Raw genomic sequence first — 18,219 nt, 5'->3', positions numbered from 1 at the left:
GAAGCCTCAGCTGAAGATCTGGTTGCCGCCGTTCTTGGACGCGACCAGCGCGGCCTTGGCCGCGCGTTCGGTGAGCGCGGCGATGTTGCGTTCGTCGGGGCCGGCCTGGGCGATGCCCACGCTGATGCTGAGCATGGGCGCGATGCGCGGGTCGACGACCATGTGCGAAACCGCCTCGCGCAGGCGATCGGCATACTCGCGCGCCTGCAGCAGCTTCTTGCCCGGCGCCAGCACCAGGAAACCATCGGGGCCGCCGCGGCCGACCAGGTCGCCGTGGCTGAGCTCGTCGCGCAGCATCGTCGCCACCGGCCGCAGCGCCGACACGGCGCCGACCTCGCCGCTGGCCTGGCGCAGGGCGGGCAGCTGGTCCACCACCACGCAAAGCAGGCTGAAGGGCGACTGCTTGAGCCGCGCGGCATCCACCATCTGCTGCAGGCGCTCGCGCAGCGACTCCTCGCGGAACACGCCGGTGGCCGGATCGGTCTCGGCCTGGCGCTGGGCGCTGACCGTGCCCGAGGCTTCCTCGCCGGCCATCACGGCCATCGCCGCGAATTCGGCGCACAGGGCCAGCTCGGCGTCGGAATAGGCCACGCCATCGGGCCGCTCGACCAGCAGCGCGCCCCAGCCCGGCCGCGGGATCGGCAGCGGGATCACGGCCAGCTGTACTTTCTCCAGCGGGCCGTCCGGGCCGTCGAAATCCAGGCCCACCTGCTGCGGCGCCTTGAGCTTGCTCAGGTTGCGCAGCAGGGTCGTGCGATCGCGCAGCAGGTCGCGGTAGCGCGGCTCGGCCGACTTGGGTTCGACCTGCAGCAGCTCCTCGCCGTCCGCATGCTCGCCCACCACCGCGGACGAATCCTGGGGCAGCACCGACTTCAGGCCGTCGAGCAGGCGGCGGTAGGCGATCCAGGACATGTCATCGTCGTCGGCGTGGGCCAGGCCCAGCTGCAGGCTCTTGACCAGCTTGTCGCGGGCGACGGCGATCTTCTCCTCGGCGCTGGGCTCGGGCGGCATGGCGCGCCGGCGCACCTGCCAGCGCTGCAGGCGCGCCCGGCCCCAGGGCAGGGCCAGGAACTGGGTCACCACCAGGGCCAGCAGCAGCTGCCAGCCGTAGAGCGTCCACCAGCCCGCCTCGAGCACCTGGTTGTCGGCGAGCACGCGCACCAGCACCGCCGCCGCCATGGCCAGCAGGGTCAGCAGCGGCGCCCAGCGGTAGCTGCGCGAGTCCATGGCCAGCATCACCAGGCAGGCCATCAGCGCCACCGGGTAGCTGAACCAGGCCACCCACTGCAGCGTGATGCTGGCGCCCGGCGGCAGGGTGAAGGCGAACACCGCGCCGGCCACCAGCAGCCAGCCCAGGCCACGCATCCAGCCCACCAGCGGCGGGGCCGACTTGGCCAGGCCGCTGTAACGCAGGGTCGCCAGCACCAGCGGGCCGGCGCCGAGCAGGAACAGGGCCTGCGGCACCACGGCGCCCAGGCCCGAGAGCAGCGCCACCTCCGGCAGCGAATACAGGTGGCCGTTGATGCCCAGGCAGGCCAGCCAGGCGCAGAAGGCCGCCGCGCCCACCGCCGGCGCCCCGGCATCGGAGTCTTCGGCGTGGCGCACCAGCGACAGCAGGGCCACGGCCAGCAGCAGGCCGTAGACCAGGCGGAACCAGAACCGGGCCTGGGCCTCCTCGGCCACGGCCGCCGGGCCGTCGCGCAGGGACAGGTGCAGGCCACCCATCACCTGCCCTTCGATCTCGAGGTAAAGCTCGGTGCGGCCGGCCAGGCCTTCGGGCAGAGGCAGGTCGAAGCGCGCCGGCCACGGCCGCTGGCCGTCGTCGCGGCGGAAAAAGCCGTCGCGGGCGACGATTTCCCCGGGCGGGTGCACGCGCAGCCGGACCTGGTCCACCGGCACGCGCACGATGCCCAGCCGCCAGTCGCGCGGGGCCTCCGGCAGCTCGGCGCGGATGCGCACCCACAGCACCTGGCCTTCGCGGGCCGTGAACGGGGTGCCGGGCGTGAGCACGGGCGTGAAGCCGGGCTGGGCGCGGCCACTGAGGATGTCGTCGAGGGTGGTGCCGACCGGGGTTTCCATCACCGCCAGGTCGAGCGGTACCTGGCTGCCGTCTTCGGCGCGGGCGCCGGGCCCGGTCAGGACCAGGGCTGCGGCCAGGACGATGGTGGCGGCTGCCGTGCTCAGGGCCCATGCGATACGCAAGCGCCGTTCTCCCCGTTGGTTTTTGGTGCAGCCCCCTGCCCGGCCGATTCTAGCCGCCCTCGCCCGCGGATACAGCCGGGGCCATGCGGAAGGGCCGAGCCGTTAGACTGTACGCCTTTGAAGGCCCGAACCGGACGCATGAGCCAGACCCCCGCCCCCGCCGACGCCAGCGCGCCGGAAAAGAACGACTTCATCCGCCAGATCATCCGCGAGGACCTGGCCAGCGGCCGGCACGCGGCCACGCGCACGCGATTCCCGCCCGAGCCCAACGGCTACCTGCACATCGGCCACGCCAAGTCGATCTGCCTGAACTTCGGCATCGGCCGCGAGTTCGGCGGCCCGGTGAACCTGCGCTTCGACGACACCAACCCGGCCAAGGAAGACCCCGAGTACGTCGAGGCCATCAAGGAGGACGTGCGCTGGCTGGGCTTCGACTGGGCCGAGCTGCGCCATGCCTCCGACTACTTCGAGGTCTTCTACCTCGCCGCCGAGAAGCTGGTGAAGGACGGCAAGGCCTACGTCTGCGACCTCACCGCCGAGCAGGTGCGCGACTACCGCGGCACGCTGACCGAGCCGGGCCGCGACTCGCCCTTCCGCAGCCGCGGCGTGGACGAGAACCTCGACCTGCTGCGCCGCATGCGCGCCGGCGAGTTCCCCGACGGCGCCCGCACCCTGCGCGCGAAGATCGACATGGCCAGCGGCAACATCAACCTGCGCGACCCGGCCCTTTACCGCATCAAGCACGTGCCGCACCAGAACACCGGCGACGCCTGGTGCATCTACCCGATGTACGACTTCGCGCACGCGCTCAGCGACGCCATCGAAGGCATCACGCATTCGCTGTGCACGCTGGAGTTCGAGGACCACCGCCCGCTCTACGACTGGTGCGTGGACAACGTCGCCCTGCACGCCGACCGCGCGCTGCTGGCGCCGCTGGAGGCCGCGGGCATGGCCGGCGACGCCGCCAAGCCCCGCCAGATCGAGTTCTCGCGCCTGAACATCAACTACACCGTGATGAGCAAGCGCAAACTGCTCGCGCTGGTGCAGGAAGGCCTGGTGGCCGGCTGGGACGACCCGCGCATGCCCACCCTGCAGGGCCTGCGCCGCCGCGGCACGCCGCCGGCGGCGCTGCGCCTGTTCGCCGACCGCATCGGCATCAGCAAGCAGAATTCGCTCATCGACTTCTCGGTGCTCGAAGGCTGCATCCGCGAGGTGATGGACGCGGCCGCGCCGCGCCGCCTGGCCGTGGTCAACCCGCTCCGGCTGGTGATCACCAACCTGCCCGCAGGCCACGCCGAAGTGCTGCGCTTCTCCAACCACCCGAAGGACCCGTCCTTCGGCGAGCGCGAGGTGCCGTTCTCGCCGGTGCTGTGGATCGAGCGCGACGACTTCATGGAAGTGCCGCCCAAGGGCTTCCACCGCCTGGTGCCGGGCGGCGAAGTGCGCCTGCGCGGCGTGGGCATCGTGCGCTGCGACGAGGTGGTCAAGCACGGCGACAAGGTGGCCGAGCTGCGCTGCACGCTCGACCCCGACACCCGCCCCGGCCTGCCGGGCGCCGACCGCAAGGTCAAGGGCACCATCCACTGGGTCAGCGCCGCGCATGCGGTGGCGGCCGAGGTGCGCCTGTACGACCGCCTGTTCGTGGTGGCCGACCCCGACCGCGACGAGGAAGGCAAGAGCTACCGCGACTACCTCAACCCCGAGTCGGTGAAGCTGGTGCGCGGCTACGTCGAGCCCGCCGCGGCCGGCCTGGCGCCCGAGGCCGGCGTGCAGTTCGAGCGCCTGGGTTTTTTCACCGCCGACCGCCGCGACCACCGCGCCGACGCGCCCGTGTTCAACCGCACCGTGACCCTGCGCGACACCTGGGCCGGCAAGTGAGGCGCGCATGATCTACGCCCAGCTCCACCTCACCCTGCCGCCCTGGGTCCACGAGGAAGTGGACGAGCAGCGCGAGTACCCGTCGGCCGAGGACAAGATCGCGCTGGCGATCCGGCTCTCGCGCCTGAACGTGGACCACCGCAGCGGCGGCCCCTTCGGCGCGGCGGTGTTCGCCGGCAGCCGGCTGGTGGGCGTGGGCGTGAACCGCGTGGTGCCGCACAACTGCTCGGCCGCGCACGCCGAGGTGATGGCCCTGGCCACCAGCCAGCAGCGCCTGCAGAGCTACCGGCTCAACCTGGCCGGCGGCCCGGTGACCCTGGCCACTTCGGCCCAGCCCTGCTCGATGTGCTACGGCGCCTGCGTCTGGGCCGGCATCGATGAATTGCTCATCGCCGCCCGCGCCGACGACGTGCAGACCCTGGCCGGCTTCGACGAAGGCCCGCTGCCGGCCGACTGGACCGGCGAACTCGAGAAGCGAGGCATCCGCGTCACCCTCGACCTGATGCGCGACCACGCGCGCGACGTGCTGCGCGACTACGGAGAATCCGGACTTGTCTACTGACGGCCTGCTGGCCTACTGCCGCCCGGGCTTCGAGCCCGAGCTGGCCGCCGAGCTGTCCGAGCGCGCCGCGCTCGCCGGTTTCCACGGTTACGCGCGCACCGAACGCAACAGCGGCTACGTGCCGTTCCTCGGCGTCGAGGACGGCGCCGCGCTCTCGCGCGCGCTGCCCTGGTCGTCACTGGTGTTCGCGCGGCAGAAGCTGCGCCTGCTGGCCGACGTGGCCGGCATGGACCCGAAGGACCGCATCACCCCGATCATGGAAGCGCTCGGCGGCCGCGGCCGCCACGGCGAGGTCTGGGTCGAGCACCCGGAATCGGACGAAGGCAAGCAGCTGGCCGGCCTGGCCCGCGCCTTCGGCAACGCGCTGCGCCCGGCCCTGCGCCAGCGCGGCCTGGTGACCGACAAGGACGAGCCGCGCCTGCCGCGCCTGCACGTGCTGATGCTGGCCGGCGACCACGCCCTGCTCGCCAGCGCCGACCGCAACGACGCCTCGCCCTGGCCGCTGGGCGTGCCGCGCCTGCGCGCCCACGCCGACGCGCCCAGCCGCTCGGCGCTCAAGCTCGAGGAGGCGCTGATGTGCCTGCTCACCGACAAGGAGCGCGAGGCCTTCATCCAGCCCGGCATGACCGCCGCCGACCTTGGCGCCGCGCCCGGCGGCTGGAGCTGGGTGCTGGCGCGCCGGCACGTGCGCGTGTTCGCGGTGGACAACGGGCCGATGGCCGCCAGCGCGATGGACACCGGCGTGATCGAGCACATCCGCGCCGACGGTTTCCGCTGGCAGCCGCCCAAGCCGCTGGACTGGCTGGTGTGCGACATGGTCGAGTCGCCCTCGAAGGTGGCCGCGCGCATGGCCACCTGGTTCCGCGAGGGCTGGTGCAAGCGCGCGATCTTCAACCTCAAGCTGCCGATGAAGAAGCGCTGGGACGAAACCCGCGACTGCCTGCAGCTGTTCGCCGACCAAGCCGGAAGGCCGCTGGACGTGCGCGCGCGCCAGCTCTACCACGACCGAGAGGAAATCACGGTTTATGCCGGCTGAGCGCCGCCCGCGCCGTCGCGCCCTGTTGGCCGCCGCGCTGGCCGCGCTGCTCGCCGCGCCGGTGACCGCCAACGACTATTTCTCCGCGGTCGATCTCGACGGCGACGACCGCATTTCGCTGGCCGAGTTCCTCGAGCGCATGGGCTACGCCTTCGGGCAGATGGACCTGGACGGCAACGACGTGCTCGAGCCGCACGAGCAGCACGTGCCGGACGCGCCGCGCATCACCCGCGCCGAGCACGAGGCGCGCTTCACCGCGCAGTTCCGTCGGCAGGACAGCAACGGCGACGGCTACCTCAGCCGCGCCGAGTTCCTCGCCCCGCCCCGCTGATCAGGGCAGGTGCTGCTGGATGAAGCCGGCGATGGCGAACAGCGCCATCACGATCATCAGCAGCAGGGTCAGCAGCATGCCGGCGAAGCGCCCGGCACTCGTGCCGGCCGAGACGTGAAGGCCCCAGGCGTGCAGCACGCGCGAGAGCAGCAGGGTGCCGCCGAAGACGTGGATCAGCCAGTCCGGGTAGCCGTTGAGCTCCATGCCGCCGAGCAGCAGCAGCGCCAGCGGCACGTACTCCACCGCGTTGGCGTGCGCGCGCACGCGCCGGTTGAGTTCGGCATTGCCGCCGTCGCCCAGGCCGACGCGGTACTTCATGCGGGCGGCCATCACGCGGCCGGCCAGGACGAGGATCAGCAGCGTGCAAAGCGCCGCGTACAGCAGGGTGACCATGGCGAGCCCTCAGATCAGGCCGGGCTTCCAGGGGCCGGTGATGGCCACGGTGAAACCCGGCGTGTAGACGTTGGCGAACAGCCAGCGGCCGTCCGGCGAGAAGCAGGCACCGGCCCACTCCGCGTCCCGGAAGTCTCCGCTGAAGCCCCGGTGCCCGTCCAGCAGTACGTTGTTGCGGCAGAACTCGAACAGGCCGCCGGCGCGATCGAGCCCGTACAGGCGCTGCACCGGCTGGTCGGAGTCCTCGCAGATCACCAGGCCGCCGCGGGGGCTGGCGATGATGTTGTCGGGGTAGTCGAGCACCTCGCGGCCGGGTGATTCGAACACGAGCTCGAGCAGGCCGGCCTGCGGGTGGTAGGCCCACAGCTGGCCGCATTCGGCGTCGCCGCCGCTGGTGGCGGTGAAGTACACGCGCCCGTCGGCCACCACCACGCCCTCGAGGCGGATGAAGGCCGAGCCGCCGTTGGCCAGGCCCTGCAGCACCAGGCCGCCCGGTCCGCCCTCGGCATCGCGGCCGCGGGTGGGCTCGTCGATGTCCACCCAGCGCACGCGCAGCCGCTCGCCCACGCGGCGCCCCTTGCGCAGGTCGCGCACGCCTTCGGCGGCCAGCATCTGCAGCCGGCCGCCGCGGGCCAGCTCGCCCTGCACCTTCGGGATGAAGCGGTAGAAGCCGGCGAAGGGTTTGTGGTCCTCGGTGAGGTAGACGATGCCGTCGCGCGGGTCCACGCAGGCCGCCTCGTGCTTCATCTGGCCCATGGCCAGCAGCGGCTCGGCGTTCGACAGGCCGTCGCCGGGCACTTCGAAGATGAAGCCGTGGCTGTGCTGGATGGTGTATTCCTCACCGGCCACCTCGACCACCTGGCCCTTGTCGAGCACGATCTCCTCGCACGACAGCCAGCTGCCCCAGGGCGTGGTGCCGCCGGCGCAGTTCACCAGCGTGCCCGAGAGCGAGGGCCGCGCATCGACGAAGGCGCCGCGCGCGGTGTCGAAACGCAGCGTCACCGTGCCGCCGCGGCAGTCCGGGTCGTAGGTGGCCGAGGGCGGCGCGAAGCTGCCGCCCGGGTCGGCGGTGATCTCGTGGTTGCGCACCAGGGTGACGATGTCGCCGTCGGCGCGCACCACGCCCATGCCGTCGTGCTTGCGCGGGCACGCCTGGCCGGGCGCGATCTCCTCCCCGGTCCAGCCGAAGCTCACGTACTCGAAACCCGCCGGCAACTGCAGCAGCGGCAGGCCGGTGGCGCGGTCGGCGACCGGCGCCAGCGGGCCGTAGCCGGCGGAGATGCCGAGGCCGGTGCCGGCCTGCGCCATCAGGCTGCCCACCGGACCGAGCCCCAGCGCGGTCGTCACGCCCAGGCCCAGCCCGCCCTTGAGCAGGCGCCGGCGGCTGATGCGCGGCGCCTCGTTGTAATCAGCCAAGACTCTCTCCTGCGTTCGATGATGCCCGACCGGGCATCATCGCCCGCCGGCATGACACTCAGGCTTCAGGGATGGAAATCGAGGTGGCGATGATGCGCAGCTCCTTCGCAGCCGGCGGCGCGGCGCCGTCGTCCTCGACCAGGTGGCGCGCGTGCTCCTCGCTGATCGGCTCCTCCTGCAGGATGCCGTAGGCCACGGCCGGGCCGGTGGAATCCTTGGGCACTTCGAAGCCGTGGTCCTTGGCCATCACGCGGGCGCTGGCGCCGTCCTGCTCGAGCACCACCCAGCAGCCCTTCTTCTGGCAAACCTGGGTGATGCGGCCGGAAAACTTGGCCGGCTCGCCGGTGGTGTAGGCAGCCGGGTCGGCGGCCGCGGCGGCGATGCCGATGGCCTCGCCTTCCGGCATCGGCTCGCCGAAATCGGCGGCCAGGGCGAGGGGCGACAACAGCAGCAGGAACGGAAGCATCACGCGCATCGGGGATCTCCTCAGGCAGCCAGTGGACGGGCCGCCAGCGCGGCGACCTCGTGGGTGGTGGTGAACTTGCCCTTGCCGTCCTGCGCCACCTGGGCGAGGGCGCAGCCGGGGTCGTGGGTGAAATACAGGTGCACGTTGCGCGCCAGCTTGTCTTCCAGGAAGGCGCGCTTTTCGTCGATCAGCATCTCGGGGAAGCGGTCGTAGCCCATCGTGATCGGCACGTGCACCCAGGGCCGGCCCGGGATGAGGTCGGCGCAGAACACCAGGCCGCCGCGCGGGCGGCCATCCTCGCCGGGTGCGCCGCACAGCTCGGCCAGCATCAGGCCCGGCGTGTGGCCTTCGCTGAAGTGGAAGCGCACCGCCTCGCCCAGGGCCTGGCTGCGGTCGCCGGCGACGAGCTCGAGCCGGCCGCTGGCCTCGAGCAGGTCCATCAGTTCGGGGATGAAGCTGGCGCGGTCGCGCGCATGCGGCTCGCGGGCGCGGCGCCAGTGCTCGGCGCCGACCACGAAGGTGGCGTTGGGGAACAGCAGGCGCGGCGGCTGGCCTTCTGCCCAGGCGGCGAGCAGGCCGCCGGCGTGGTCGAAGTGCAGGTGGCTGAGTACCACCACGTCCACGTCCTCGTGCGAGAAACCCGACTGCGCCAGCGAGTCGAGCAGCACGTGCCGCTCCTCGACCACGCCGTAGCGCTCGCGCAGCTTGGGCTCGAAGAACGCGCCGATGCCGGCCTCGAACAGCACCGTCTTGCCATTGACCGGGCTGGCCAGCAGCGCGCGGCAGGCCAGCTCGATGCGGTTGAGTTCGTCCGGCGGCGACCACTTCTCCCACATCGCCCGCGGTGCGTTGCCGAACATCGCACCGCCGTCGAGGCGCTGCGAGTTGCCCATGATCGACCAGAGTTTCATCGCGTCCTCCTAGCGATAGACCGAGGCTTCGGAAGCCGAGCCCTTGCCCACGCCTTCCCAGCGCGGGTCGGCGCCGGCCTCGACCTTGCCGCTGTCGTGGTGCCAGAGCACCACCTGCATGTTGCCCCAGGTGCGCTCGCTGCTTTCGACGACGTGGCCCATCGCCCGCAGCGCCTCGATTTCTTCATCGGTGAAGGCGCCGGCTTCGGCCTGCACCACGTCGGGCAGGTACTGGTGGTGGAAGCGCGGCGCGGCGGCGGTGGCCTGCGCGCCCTGCCCGTCCATCAGCTCGAGCAGGCCCAGCATCACCATCGTGATGATGCGGCTGCCGCCCGGCGTGCCCAACACGGCGGTGCGGCCGTGGCCGCTGATGAAGGTGGGCGTCATCGAAGACAGCGGGCGCTTGCCCGGCGCGATGGCGTTGGCGTCGTCGCCGAGCAGGCCGAAGGCGTTGGGCACGCCCGGCTTGACCGAGAAGTCGTCCATCTCGTTGTTGAGCAGGAAGCCCGTGCCCGGCACCACCAGCGCGTTGCCGTAGGGAAGGTTCACGGTCTGGGTGACCGCGATCATGTTGCCCTCGGCGTCGACGATGGAGAAATGCGTGGTGTCGGGGCGCAGCGGCTGCGCGTCGATGCCCGGCAGCAACTCGCTGGGCGTGGCCTTCGCGGGGTGGATCGAGGCACGCAGGCCGGCGGCGTAGGCGTCGGAGGTGAGCATGTCCACCGGCGCCTGCACGAAGTCCGGGTCGCCGAGGTAGAGCGCGCGGTCGCGGTAGGCGCGGCGCATGGCTTCGACCAGCAGGTGGCTGCGCTGGGCCTTGTCCAGGCGCGGGTAGTCGTAGCCCTCGAGCACCTTGAGCATGGTGGCCAGGGCCACGCCGCCCGAAGACGGCGCCGGCGAGGTGGTGATTTCGTAGCCGCGGTGCGAAATACGCAGCGGCTCGCGCTCGACCACGCGGTATTCGGCCAGGTCGCGTTCGCTCCAGATGCCGCCGGCTTCGTTCACGCCGCGCACGAGGCGGCCGGCGAGCTCGCCGCGGTAGAAACCGTCGGCGCCCTGCGCGGCCAGGCGCTCGAGCACGCGCGCGTAGTCGGGGTTGCGCATCAGCGTGCCCTCGGCGGGCACCTGGCCGTCGCGCAGGAACAGTCCGGCGGCGGCGGGGCTGCGCGCCAGCACCTCGCGGCGCCAGCCGAGCATCGCGGCGTTCTTGGGGCCGAAACGCCAGCCTTCGTTGGCAAGCCGGATGGCCGGGGCCAGCGACTCGCGCAGCGGCAGGCGACCGTACTTTTTCGCCAGGTGGTCGAGCCCGGCGGGCAGGCCGGGGATGGCCGCGGCCAGCGCGCCGTTCACCGAGCGGTCGCGCACGGCATTGCCTTCCGCGTCGAGGAACATGTCGCGGGTGGCGGCGTAGGGCGCCCGCTCGCGCGCGTCGATGAACACCTCGCGGCCGTCGCCCGCCACGCGCAGCAGCATGAAACCGCCGCCGCCCAGCCCCGAGCTCTCCGGCTCGACCAGGCCCAGCGTGGCGCTGACGGCAATGGCGGCGTCGAAGGCGTTGCCGCCCTTGGCCAGCACTTCCATGCCGGCGTCGGTGGCGTAGGCATTGGCGCTGGCGATGCCGGCGTCGTGCAGCGGCGCCTTGCGGGCCGGCGCGTCGGCCAGGGCCAGCGGCGAAAGCAGCGCCAGCACGACGGGCAACAGGAAACGGATCATGCGGCGGAGCGTCCTTTGGTGAGCGCGTGGTATTTGCCCAGCAGTTGCTCCCGGGTTTCGGGATTGGCCGGGTCGAGGTCGATGCACTCGACGGGGCAAACCACCACGCACTGGGGTTCGTCGAAATGGCCCACGCACTCCGTGCAGAGCGCCGGGTCGATTTCGTAGATCGTCTCGCCCTGGGAGATGGCCGTGTTGGGACAGGCCGGGGCGCAGACGTCGCAGTTGATGCAAAGGTTGTTGATCAGCAGGGACATGGCGGGCGTCCCCGCGACGCGCGCCGCCGGTGGGCGGCGCGCGCGGCGTGGCTTACTTGGCCTCGACGAAGATGTAGCGGGCGCCGGCGGCCTCGACGGCCTCCTTCACGCGGTCGGCGTCCTCGGCCTTGCCGATGAACAGCACCTGCGAGCCCTTGAGCGCGTTGGCGTCGGCGCCGGTGAAGGCGGAAACGACCAGGTCGGCCATCTTGGCGCTGTCGGGCGAACCGAAGGCGAGCATGTTGCCCGGCAGCACGGTGCGCTGGACGACGGCGCTGACGTTCTCGAGCTGGCGGTCGTACATGGTCTTGCCGTCCTGGTCGCCCTCGGCCGGCTCGCTGGCGCCCATCGGCAGGTAGTACGAGAAGACGCGGTCGGTCACGCCTTCCTGGTTGCGGCCGATGACCTGGCCCAGATAGGCCTTCCACTGGGCGTCGTCGCTGCCGGTGGGCGCGGTGAGCTCGACCGGGCCGGCTTCGACGACTTCTTCCTTCTGGCAGCCCGAGAGCACCAGGGCCGAGAGCAGCAGGGCGACGGGGACAAGAGCACGGGTCATGGCGATACCTCTTTATGTGAGTTGTGTGCGACTACGACTGCTTCCACCTGGCGGCCAGGGCCTGCGCGACGGCCGGATGGACGAATCCGGAGACATCGCCGCCGAGCCGCGCGACCTCGCGCACCAGGCTGGAAGAAATGAAGCTGTGTTGTTCGGCCGGCGTCAGGAACAGGGTCTCGACGTCCGGGATCAGGTGGCGGTTCATGCTGGCCATCTGGAATTCGTACTCGAAGTCCGACACCGCGCGCAGGCCGCGCAGCAGTACGCCGGCGCCGATTTCGTGCACGAAGTGGGCCAGCAGCGAGTGGAAGCCCACCACCTCGACGTTGGCGTGCCCGGCCAGGGCGATGCGCGCGAGTTCGACGCGCTGGGCCAGCGGCAGGGCCGGACCCTTGCCCGGGCTTTCGGCGATGCCCACCACCACCCGGTCGAACAGCGGGGCCGCGCGGGCGACCAGGTCGATGTGGCCGTTGGTGATGGGGTCGAACGTGCCGGGATAAACCGCGACGCGGGTCTTGGCCTGGCTCATTCCTGTCGATCGCCCTGCGGGGTGGATTCAGGTCCGAGTGTATCAGCGCCCGGCGCCGTCGGGCCGGCGGCTGTCCGGTACAGGGCAAATTCTACGTCGCGGGTCTGGCCCTGGCGGTGCCGCTGCCAGCCCGCGGGCAGGTTTGGCGACGCGTTGCGCGGCGTTTCGACGTAGATCAGCGCCCCGAGGGCCAGCCAGGGGCCCAGCGCCACGGCCGCCGCCTGCCACAGCCCCGCCTCGAAGGGCGGGTCCAGGAACACCAGGTCGTACCGCCCGGCCGGCGGCCGCGCCAGCCAGGCCAGGGCGTCGGCATTCTCGACCCGGAGGCCGGCCTTGAGCCGGGTGGCCTGCTCGCGCAGCCCGGCCGCCAGGCCCGGGTCGCGTTCGACCAGCACCACCTCGCCGGCGCCGCGTGAAGCAGCCTCGAATCCCAGGGCCCCGGTGCCGGCGAACAGGTCGAGCACCCGCGCCCCGCGCAGGACCGGCTGCAGCCAGTTGAACAGGGTCTCGCGCACCCGGTCGGACGTGGGCCGCAGGCCGGGGCGGTCGGGCACCGGCAGCTTCGAGCCGCGCAGGTGGCCGGCGATGATGCGGACGCTGCCCGGCGGGCGTGGTTTGCTTCGCTGGTTCATCCGGGGCGAATGGGGCCGGGTGCTAACATGGCCACCATTGTCCGCGAAAGCAGCGCGATGTTCGATTTCCTGAAGAAAAAACCCCCGCAGCCGGAGCCCGGCAAGCCCCAGAAGCCGGCCGCGCCGGCCGGCGGCAGCTTCAGCCCCGAGGACCTGGCCCGCGCCTTCACCGTGCACCAGGAAGAGAAGGCCGCCCGGCTCGAGGCCGAGCGCGCCGAGGGCCGCGAGGCCATGAAGGGCGTGCTGGGCGGCAGCCTGTTCGCCCGCAGCCTGGGCGGCCTGTTCTCGCGCAACCCCAGGCTCGACGAAGACCTGCTCGACGAAGTCGAGACCGCGCTCATCAGCGCCGACATGGGCGTGCCGGCCACCACCGAGGTGGTCGAGCGCCTGCGCAAACGCATGAAGGACCGCGACTTCGCCGACGCCGCCGCCCTCTTCCGCGCCCTGCGCAGCGACCTGCTGGCCATGCTGCGGCCGGTGGCCAAGCCACTGGAGATCCGCGAGGACGCGCGGCCCTTCGTCATCCTCACCGTCGGCGTGAACGGCGTCGGCAAGACCACCACCATCGGCAAGCTGGCGCGCCGCTTCCAGCTCGACGGCCACAGCCTGATGCTCGCCGCCGGCGACACCTTCCGCGCCGCGGCGGTCGAGCAGCTCAAGATCTGGGGCGAGCGCAACAACGTGCACGTGGTCGCCCAGGGACAGGACGCCGACCCGGCCTCGGTGGCCTTCGACGGCCTGCAGCAGGCCAAGGCCCGCGGCGTGGACATCCTGATCGCCGACACCGCCGGCCGCCTGCACACGCAGCAGGGCCTGATGGCCGAGCTGGGCAAGATCCGCCGCGTGCTGGCCAAGCTCGACGAGCGCGCGCCGCACGAGGTGCTGATGGTGATCGACGGCACCACCGGCCAGAACGCGCTCAACCAGCTGCGCCAGTTCCATGCCGCGGTGAAGGTCACGGGCCTGGTGGTGACCAAGCTCGACGGCACCGCCAAGGGCGGCGTGGTGTTCGCGCTGGCGCGTGAGTTCGGCCTGCCCATCCGCTTCATCGGCCTGGGCGAAAAGCCCGAGGACCTGCGCGTGTTCGACCCGGAGGGTTTCGTGGACGCGCTGCTGCCGGAATCGCTCGGCGCCGGATGACCGACGCGCCGCGCAAGCGCCGCTGGCCGAAGGTCCTGGCGGTCCTCGCCGCGCTGGCGCTGCTGGCGGCGTGGTGGGTCGACCGCCAGCTCGAGCCTGTGCGGCTGGCCAACACCGTGCTTTCGGCGGTGGGCAAATCGCAGGGCCTGGAGTTCTCGTTCTCCGGAACACCCGACTACTCGCTGCGACCGGAGCCGCGACTGCGCATCCCGAACCTGGTGGCGCGCCAGCCCGGCGGCGCGGCGCCGATGCTCACGGCGCGCGAGGTCGAAGTCTCGCTGCCGTGGGCCACGGTGTGGGGCGACGGGCCGGTGGTGATCACGCGCATCGCGCTGCAATCGCCGGCGCTCGACATGGCCGCGCTGAATGATTGGCTCGACGGCCGTCCGGACTCCGGCGAAACCGAGCTGCCCACGCTCACCGACGGCGTTTCGATCCGCGATGGCCGCCTCACCGCGCGCGACTGGCGCGTGGAATCACTGTCGCTGGCGCTGCCGAAGCTCGCGCCGGGCCAGCCCGCGAGCATCGACGCCTCGGGGCGCTTCCTGCAGGCCACGCGCGAAATCAGCTTCGCCGCCCAGCTCGAAGCCGGTACGGCCGGACTGGACACCGCGCTGCGCCTGAATTCGGCCGGGCAGCTGCGCGACGAGACGCTGGACCTGCCGTGGTCGCTGGCGCTCGATGGCCGGCTGGAAGCCTCCGGCGAACCCCTGCGGCTGATTGCCGAGCGCATCGAGTGGAAGGCGCGCTCGCCGCTGCCCGACTTCAGCGGCGCCGGCGAGCTCACGTCCGGCGATTCGCTGGCGCTGGAGCTCCAGGGCGAACTTCCGAACTGGCCCGAGGCCTGGCCCACGCTACCCGAGCCGATGGTGTCGTCGCAGGCGCCGCTGGCGCTGACCCTCGGCTACACGGGGGCGAGCGACCTCACTGGCCCGCTGCAACTGCTGCTGCGCCGCGACGAGACCACGCTCGAGGCCGGATTCGCGCCGTCTGAATTGATGGCCTGGCTCGAAGCCGGTGAAGCCAATCCCTTGCCGCCACTGGTCGGCGAGCTGCGCACGCCGTCGATGGTGGTGGAGGGCGTGGAGTTGGAAGGCGTTCGCATCCGAATCGAGGAAGAGCCGCCATCCACCGACCCTGGGCCTTCGGGGGAACCGTGAGCGACCTGTCTGCACGGCTCCTGCTTTGGTTCGACCGCGACGGCCGCCACGACCTGCCCTGGCAGCATCCGCGCACGCCCTACCGCGTGTGGCTGTCGGAAATCATGCTGCAGCAGACCCAGGTGCAGACGGTGATTCCGTACTTCACGCGCTTCCTGGATGCCTTGCCCACCCTGCCCGGGCTCGCCGCCGCCGACGGCGACCGCGTCCTGGCGCTGTGGGCGGGCCTGGGCTACTACGCCCGCGCCCGCAACCTGCACAAGGCGGCGCAGGTCTGCGTTGAAAAACACGGCGGCGACCTTCCCACCGACTTCGACGCCCTCGCCGCCCTGCCCGGCATCGGCCGCAGCACGGCCGGCGCGATCCTGGCGCAGGCGCACGGGCTGCGGTTCCCCATCCTCGACGGCAACGTCAAGCGCACGCTGGCGCGCTACCACGGCATCGACGGCTGGCCCGGCAGCGCGCCGGTGGAGAAGCAGCTGTGGGCGCTGAGCGAGTCGCACCTGCCGGAAACGCGTTTGGCCGACTACACCCAGGCCATCATGGATTTCGGCGCCACGCTGTGCACGCGCCACGACCCGGCATGCGTGCTCTGCCCGCTGCAGGACGACTGCGTGGCGCGGCGCGAGGGCCGCGTGGCGCAGCTGCCCGGGGCCAAGCCCGGCAAGCCCCTGCCGGAGCGGCGCACCCTGATGCTTTTGCTGCACGACGAGGCCGACCGCATCCTGCTGGCGCGCCGGACCGGCAAGGGCGTGTGGAACGGCCTGTGGTCGCTGCCCGAAGCGAGCGACCACGACCAAGCGCGTGCGCTGTTGGCCAGCCACGCCCGCGCCGACTTCGACGCCGGCGAGCCGCTGCCGGTGTTCGAACACGTCTTCAGCCACTACCGGCTGCACATCGAGCCGCTGCGCTGGCGCGTCGCCGACGCCGGCGCCGCGACGGGCGATAATGCCGACCTGCGCTGGCAGCCGCGCGAGCGCCTGCACGAGCTCGGCCTGCCCGCCCCCGTCAAGAAACTGCTGGAAGAATTGCCATGAGCCGCACCGTGTTCTGCCAAAAGACGCAAGCCGAGACCGAGGGCCTGGGCTTCGTGCCCTGGCCCGGGCCGCTGGGCAAGCGCGTGTTCGAGAACATCGGCCGCGAGGCCTGGCAGCAGTGGCTGGCGCACCAGACCATGCTGATCAACGAGAACCGGCTTTCGCCCCTGGACCCGAAGCACCGGGCCTTCCTGGAGGGCGAGATGGAAAAATTCCTGTTCGGCGAAGGCGCCGAAAAGCCCGCCGGCTACGTGCCGCCGGCGGGCTGAGCCACGCGCTTCAGTCGCGGATTCCCGCCTGGCGCTCGGCCTCGCGCCAGGCCGGCACGTCCACTTCGCGGATGCGATCAACGCGGCAGTTCACGCCGCCGCGGGCGACGATGTAGGAATTGCGGGTGTTGATCGAATCGGTGACGGTGTCGATGCCGATGGCAAAGTCGCGGTCCAGGTGGCGGCAGGCGGCGCTCTGGCGCAGGTCCACCAGCCAGGCCTTGGACGGGGTTTCCCAGATCAGCACGTTGAGCGGGCCGACCACCTCGTAGGCGTGCACCGCGCGGATGAAGCGCACGCGCTCGACCGGCTCGCCGGCATGGGCGGCCAGCAGTTCGAGGCGCTTTTCGTCCTTGCTCGCCGCCGGGGAGCCGAAGGCCGGCAGGGCGACCATCAGGGACAGCGCGGCGGCAAGACTGAGAAGTGCAAGACGGGTTTTCATGGGGGTTCTCCTCTTGGCTTACTTGCGGATGCCGGCCTGGCGCTCGGCGTCCTTCCAGGCCTTCACGTCCACCTCGCGCAGGCGATCGATGCGGCAGATCTGGCCGCCGCGGGCGCGGACGTAGCCGTTGGTGGAATTGATCGAGTCGGTGAGCGTGTCGATCGAGATCTTGAACTCGCGATCGAGGTACTGGCAGGCGTCGCTCTTGCGCAGGTCGAGCAGCCAGGCGCGGGTCGGGGTTTCCCAGACCAGCACGTTGAGCGGACCGACCATCTCGTAGGAATGGAGCGGGCGCAGGAACTTGACGCGCGTGACCGGCTCGCCGGCGTGGGCGTTGAGCAGGGCCAGGCGCTGCTCTTCCTTGCTGGCGGGCTCGGATGCGAAGGCCGGGAACGCGAGCGCGAGCGCGAGGACGGCGGCGAATCCAGACAGGGCGATGCGGGCATTCATGGCAGCTCTCCATTGGCGATGGCCCCGACCAGGCCACCACCCAACCCTACTCCGGGGCCCGCGAGCCGCCCAGCGGGGCGCCACCGGGCATTCAGAACCCATTTACGGCCATGAACCGGCTTGCCTCGCCCTCGCCGCCTCGGCTAGAATCTCGCGCTCGCCCGGCCCCGCCGGTGCGACGGATGGCCGGGTAGCTCAGTTGGTAGAGCAGGGGATTGAAAATCCCCGTGTCGGGGGTTCGATTCCCTCCCCGGCCACCACATAATTCAAACACTTACGAGAGCCGCACGAGTTGCGGCTTTTGTTTGTGTGTCAAAAACGTGCCATCGATGCGGCTGGCCGCGCCCCGCAGGTGATCGGCCGCCAAATGCGCGTACCGAAGCACCATCTCGTAGCTCGCCCACCCTCCCAGCTCCATCAGCTCCTGCAGCGGCGTGCCGTTCTGGACGTGCCAGGACGCCCAGGTGTGCCGCAGGTCGTGCCAACGAAAGCCGGGCTCGATGCCCGCCCTTGCCACCGCTTGCTTCCATGCCCTGGTCGAGCACCGGGCGACGGGTTGGCCTTGGTAGGCGAACACGTACTCCGGATGCCGTCCCAGACGCCGACGCAGAACGTCGAGCGCGTCCTCGTTCAAGGGAACGCCAATGGCCCTCCCGGCCTTGGCCTCGTCCGGATGGATCCACGCCACGCGACGGCTCATGTCCACCTGGTCCCATCGCAGGTAATGTTGATGCGCGCCCAAAATTGACCACCCGGGGGTGCGGCAGAAAACTTGGACGGATTAGACAGCGATTCCCAGAGACTTTCGGTACTCCACGGGGCTGCGTGAGCCGAGCGAC

The 18,219-nt window shown here is 71.2% G+C and carries 21 protein-coding genes and 1 tRNA gene; 9 read left to right on the top strand and 13 right to left on the bottom strand.

Annotation, left to right across the window (positions count from 1 at the left end):
• Positions 1-6 precede the first annotated feature (6 nt).
• A complete protein-coding gene (locus ABS41_RS12485) occupies positions 7-2,202 on the bottom strand; it encodes a GGDEF domain-containing protein (RefSeq protein WP_290594955.1) in 2,196 nt (731 codons plus the stop codon).
• 138 nt (positions 2,203-2,340) lie between these two features.
• Between ABS41_RS12485 and ABS41_RS12480 the strand changes: the two genes are divergently transcribed.
• Genes ABS41_RS12480 through ABS41_RS12465 form a run of 4 tightly spaced genes read left to right on the top strand, consistent with a single transcriptional unit; the run spans position 2,341 to position 6,009 of the window.
• On the top strand, positions 2,341-4,080 hold the full coding sequence (locus ABS41_RS12480; RefSeq protein ID WP_290594954.1) for a glutamine--tRNA ligase/YqeY domain fusion protein: 1,740 nt from the start codon (positions 2,341-2,343) through the stop codon (positions 4,078-4,080).
• A 7-nt stretch (positions 4,081-4,087) separates the two neighbouring features.
• Positions 4,088-4,642 carry a nucleoside deaminase gene (locus ABS41_RS12475; protein ID WP_290594953.1) on the top strand — a complete coding sequence of 185 codons (555 nt, stop codon included), beginning with the start codon at positions 4,088-4,090 and terminating at the stop codon, positions 4,640-4,642.
• The gene (rlmM, locus tag ABS41_RS12470; RefSeq protein ID WP_290594952.1) at positions 4,632-5,678 is read left to right on the top strand and encodes a 23S rRNA (cytidine(2498)-2'-O)-methyltransferase RlmM; all 1,047 of its coding nucleotides are present in this window, start codon (positions 4,632-4,634) and stop codon (positions 5,676-5,678) included. Before ABS41_RS12475 ends, rlmM begins: the two co-directional genes overlap by 11 nt.
• Entirely contained in the window at positions 5,668-6,009 is a 342-nt protein-coding gene (locus tag ABS41_RS12465; protein ID WP_290594951.1) for an EF-hand domain-containing protein, read from the top strand. Before rlmM ends, ABS41_RS12465 begins: the two co-directional genes overlap by 11 nt.
• Here the strand turns inward: ABS41_RS12465 and ABS41_RS12460 are convergent, their stop codons facing one another.
• From ABS41_RS12460 to rsmD, 9 genes are read right to left on the bottom strand one after another with little or no spacing between them, the layout of a single operon-like run.
• On the bottom strand, positions 6,010-6,402 hold the full coding sequence (locus ABS41_RS12460; protein WP_290594950.1) for an MAPEG family protein: 393 nt from the start codon (positions 6,400-6,402) through the stop codon (positions 6,010-6,012).
• A 9-nt stretch (positions 6,403-6,411) separates the two neighbouring features.
• Positions 6,412-7,818 (bottom strand): alkaline phosphatase PhoX, encoded by a 1,407-nt coding sequence (locus ABS41_RS12455; protein WP_290594949.1) that lies wholly within the window; start codon positions 7,816-7,818, stop codon positions 6,412-6,414.
• A gap of 58 nt (positions 7,819-7,876) precedes the next feature.
• Positions 7,877-8,293 carry a DUF4920 domain-containing protein gene (locus tag ABS41_RS12450; RefSeq protein WP_290594948.1) on the bottom strand — a complete coding sequence of 139 codons (417 nt, stop codon included), beginning with the start codon at positions 8,291-8,293 and terminating at the stop codon, positions 7,877-7,879.
• 11 nt (positions 8,294-8,304) lie between these two features.
• The gene (locus ABS41_RS12445) at positions 8,305-9,195 is read right to left on the bottom strand and encodes an MBL fold metallo-hydrolase (RefSeq protein WP_290594947.1); all 891 of its coding nucleotides are present in this window, start codon (positions 9,193-9,195) and stop codon (positions 8,305-8,307) included.
• A 9-nt stretch (positions 9,196-9,204) separates the two neighbouring features.
• A complete protein-coding gene (gene ggt / locus ABS41_RS12440; protein WP_290594946.1) occupies positions 9,205-10,908 on the bottom strand; it encodes a gamma-glutamyltransferase in 1,704 nt (567 codons plus the stop codon).
• The gene (locus ABS41_RS12435) at positions 10,905-11,165 is read right to left on the bottom strand and encodes a YfhL family 4Fe-4S dicluster ferredoxin (RefSeq protein WP_290594945.1); all 261 of its coding nucleotides are present in this window, start codon (positions 11,163-11,165) and stop codon (positions 10,905-10,907) included. The genes ggt and ABS41_RS12435 overlap by 4 nt, the downstream gene beginning before the upstream one ends.
• Positions 11,166-11,217: 52 nt before the next feature.
• Entirely contained in the window at positions 11,218-11,721 is a 504-nt protein-coding gene (locus tag ABS41_RS12430) for a hypothetical protein (protein ID WP_290594944.1), read from the bottom strand.
• Positions 11,722-11,752: 31 nt separating this feature from the next.
• Positions 11,753-12,250 carry a pantetheine-phosphate adenylyltransferase gene (gene coaD, locus ABS41_RS12425; protein WP_290594943.1) on the bottom strand — a complete coding sequence of 166 codons (498 nt, stop codon included), beginning with the start codon at positions 12,248-12,250 and terminating at the stop codon, positions 11,753-11,755.
• Positions 12,247-12,882 carry a 16S rRNA (guanine(966)-N(2))-methyltransferase RsmD gene (gene rsmD, locus ABS41_RS12420; RefSeq protein ID WP_290594942.1) on the bottom strand — a complete coding sequence of 212 codons (636 nt, stop codon included), beginning with the start codon at positions 12,880-12,882 and terminating at the stop codon, positions 12,247-12,249. The genes coaD and rsmD overlap by 4 nt, the downstream gene beginning before the upstream one ends.
• 27 nt (positions 12,883-12,909) lie before the next feature.
• Here rsmD and ftsY point away from each other — a divergent pair, with 27 nt between their 5' ends.
• Genes ftsY through ABS41_RS12400 form a run of 4 tightly spaced genes read left to right on the top strand, consistent with a single transcriptional unit; the run spans position 12,910 to position 16,488 of the window.
• Complete coding sequence (gene ftsY / locus ABS41_RS12415; RefSeq protein WP_343123837.1) at positions 12,910-14,022, top strand: signal recognition particle-docking protein FtsY; 1,113 nt, start codon at positions 12,910-12,912, stop codon at positions 14,020-14,022.
• A complete protein-coding gene (locus tag ABS41_RS12410; protein WP_290594941.1) occupies positions 14,019-15,182 on the top strand; it encodes a hypothetical protein in 1,164 nt (387 codons plus the stop codon). The genes ftsY and ABS41_RS12410 overlap by 4 nt, the downstream gene beginning before the upstream one ends.
• On the top strand, positions 15,179-16,219 hold the full coding sequence (gene mutY / locus ABS41_RS12405) for an A/G-specific adenine glycosylase (RefSeq protein WP_290594940.1): 1,041 nt from the start codon (positions 15,179-15,181) through the stop codon (positions 16,217-16,219). Before ABS41_RS12410 ends, mutY begins: the two co-directional genes overlap by 4 nt.
• Positions 16,216-16,488, top strand: a complete 273-nt coding sequence (locus tag ABS41_RS12400) for an oxidative damage protection protein (RefSeq protein WP_290594939.1) — start codon at positions 16,216-16,218, stop codon at positions 16,486-16,488. The genes mutY and ABS41_RS12400 overlap by 4 nt, the downstream gene beginning before the upstream one ends.
• Positions 16,489-16,498: 10 nt before the next feature.
• On the opposite strand, the gene ABS41_RS12395 is transcribed toward ABS41_RS12400, so the two are convergent.
• Together ABS41_RS12395 and ABS41_RS12390 are read right to left on the bottom strand one after the other, a co-directional pair.
• On the bottom strand, positions 16,499-16,930 hold the full coding sequence (locus ABS41_RS12395; RefSeq protein WP_290594938.1) for a DUF6491 family protein: 432 nt from the start codon (positions 16,928-16,930) through the stop codon (positions 16,499-16,501).
• Positions 16,931-16,948: 18 nt separating this feature from the next.
• The gene (locus ABS41_RS12390) at positions 16,949-17,380 is read right to left on the bottom strand and encodes a DUF6491 family protein (protein WP_290594937.1); all 432 of its coding nucleotides are present in this window, start codon (positions 17,378-17,380) and stop codon (positions 16,949-16,951) included.
• 184 nt (positions 17,381-17,564) lie between these two features.
• Between ABS41_RS12390 and ABS41_RS12385 the strand changes: the two genes are divergently transcribed.
• Positions 17,565-17,640, top strand: a tRNA-Phe gene (locus ABS41_RS12385).
• A gap of 14 nt (positions 17,641-17,654) precedes the next feature.
• On the opposite strand, the gene ABS41_RS12380 is transcribed toward ABS41_RS12385, so the two are convergent.
• The gene (locus ABS41_RS12380) at positions 17,655-18,122 is read right to left on the bottom strand and encodes a tyrosine-type recombinase/integrase (RefSeq protein ID WP_290594936.1); all 468 of its coding nucleotides are present in this window, start codon (positions 18,120-18,122) and stop codon (positions 17,655-17,657) included.
• Positions 18,123-18,219 lie beyond the last annotated feature (97 nt).

It is taken from the genome of Arenimonas sp. SCN 70-307 (assembly GCF_001724815.1).
Classification (GTDB): Bacteria; Pseudomonadota; Gammaproteobacteria; order Xanthomonadales; family Xanthomonadaceae; genus Arenimonas.
Note: the sequence above shows the minus strand (reverse complement) of the source record. Positions and strands in the feature narration are given on the sequence as shown.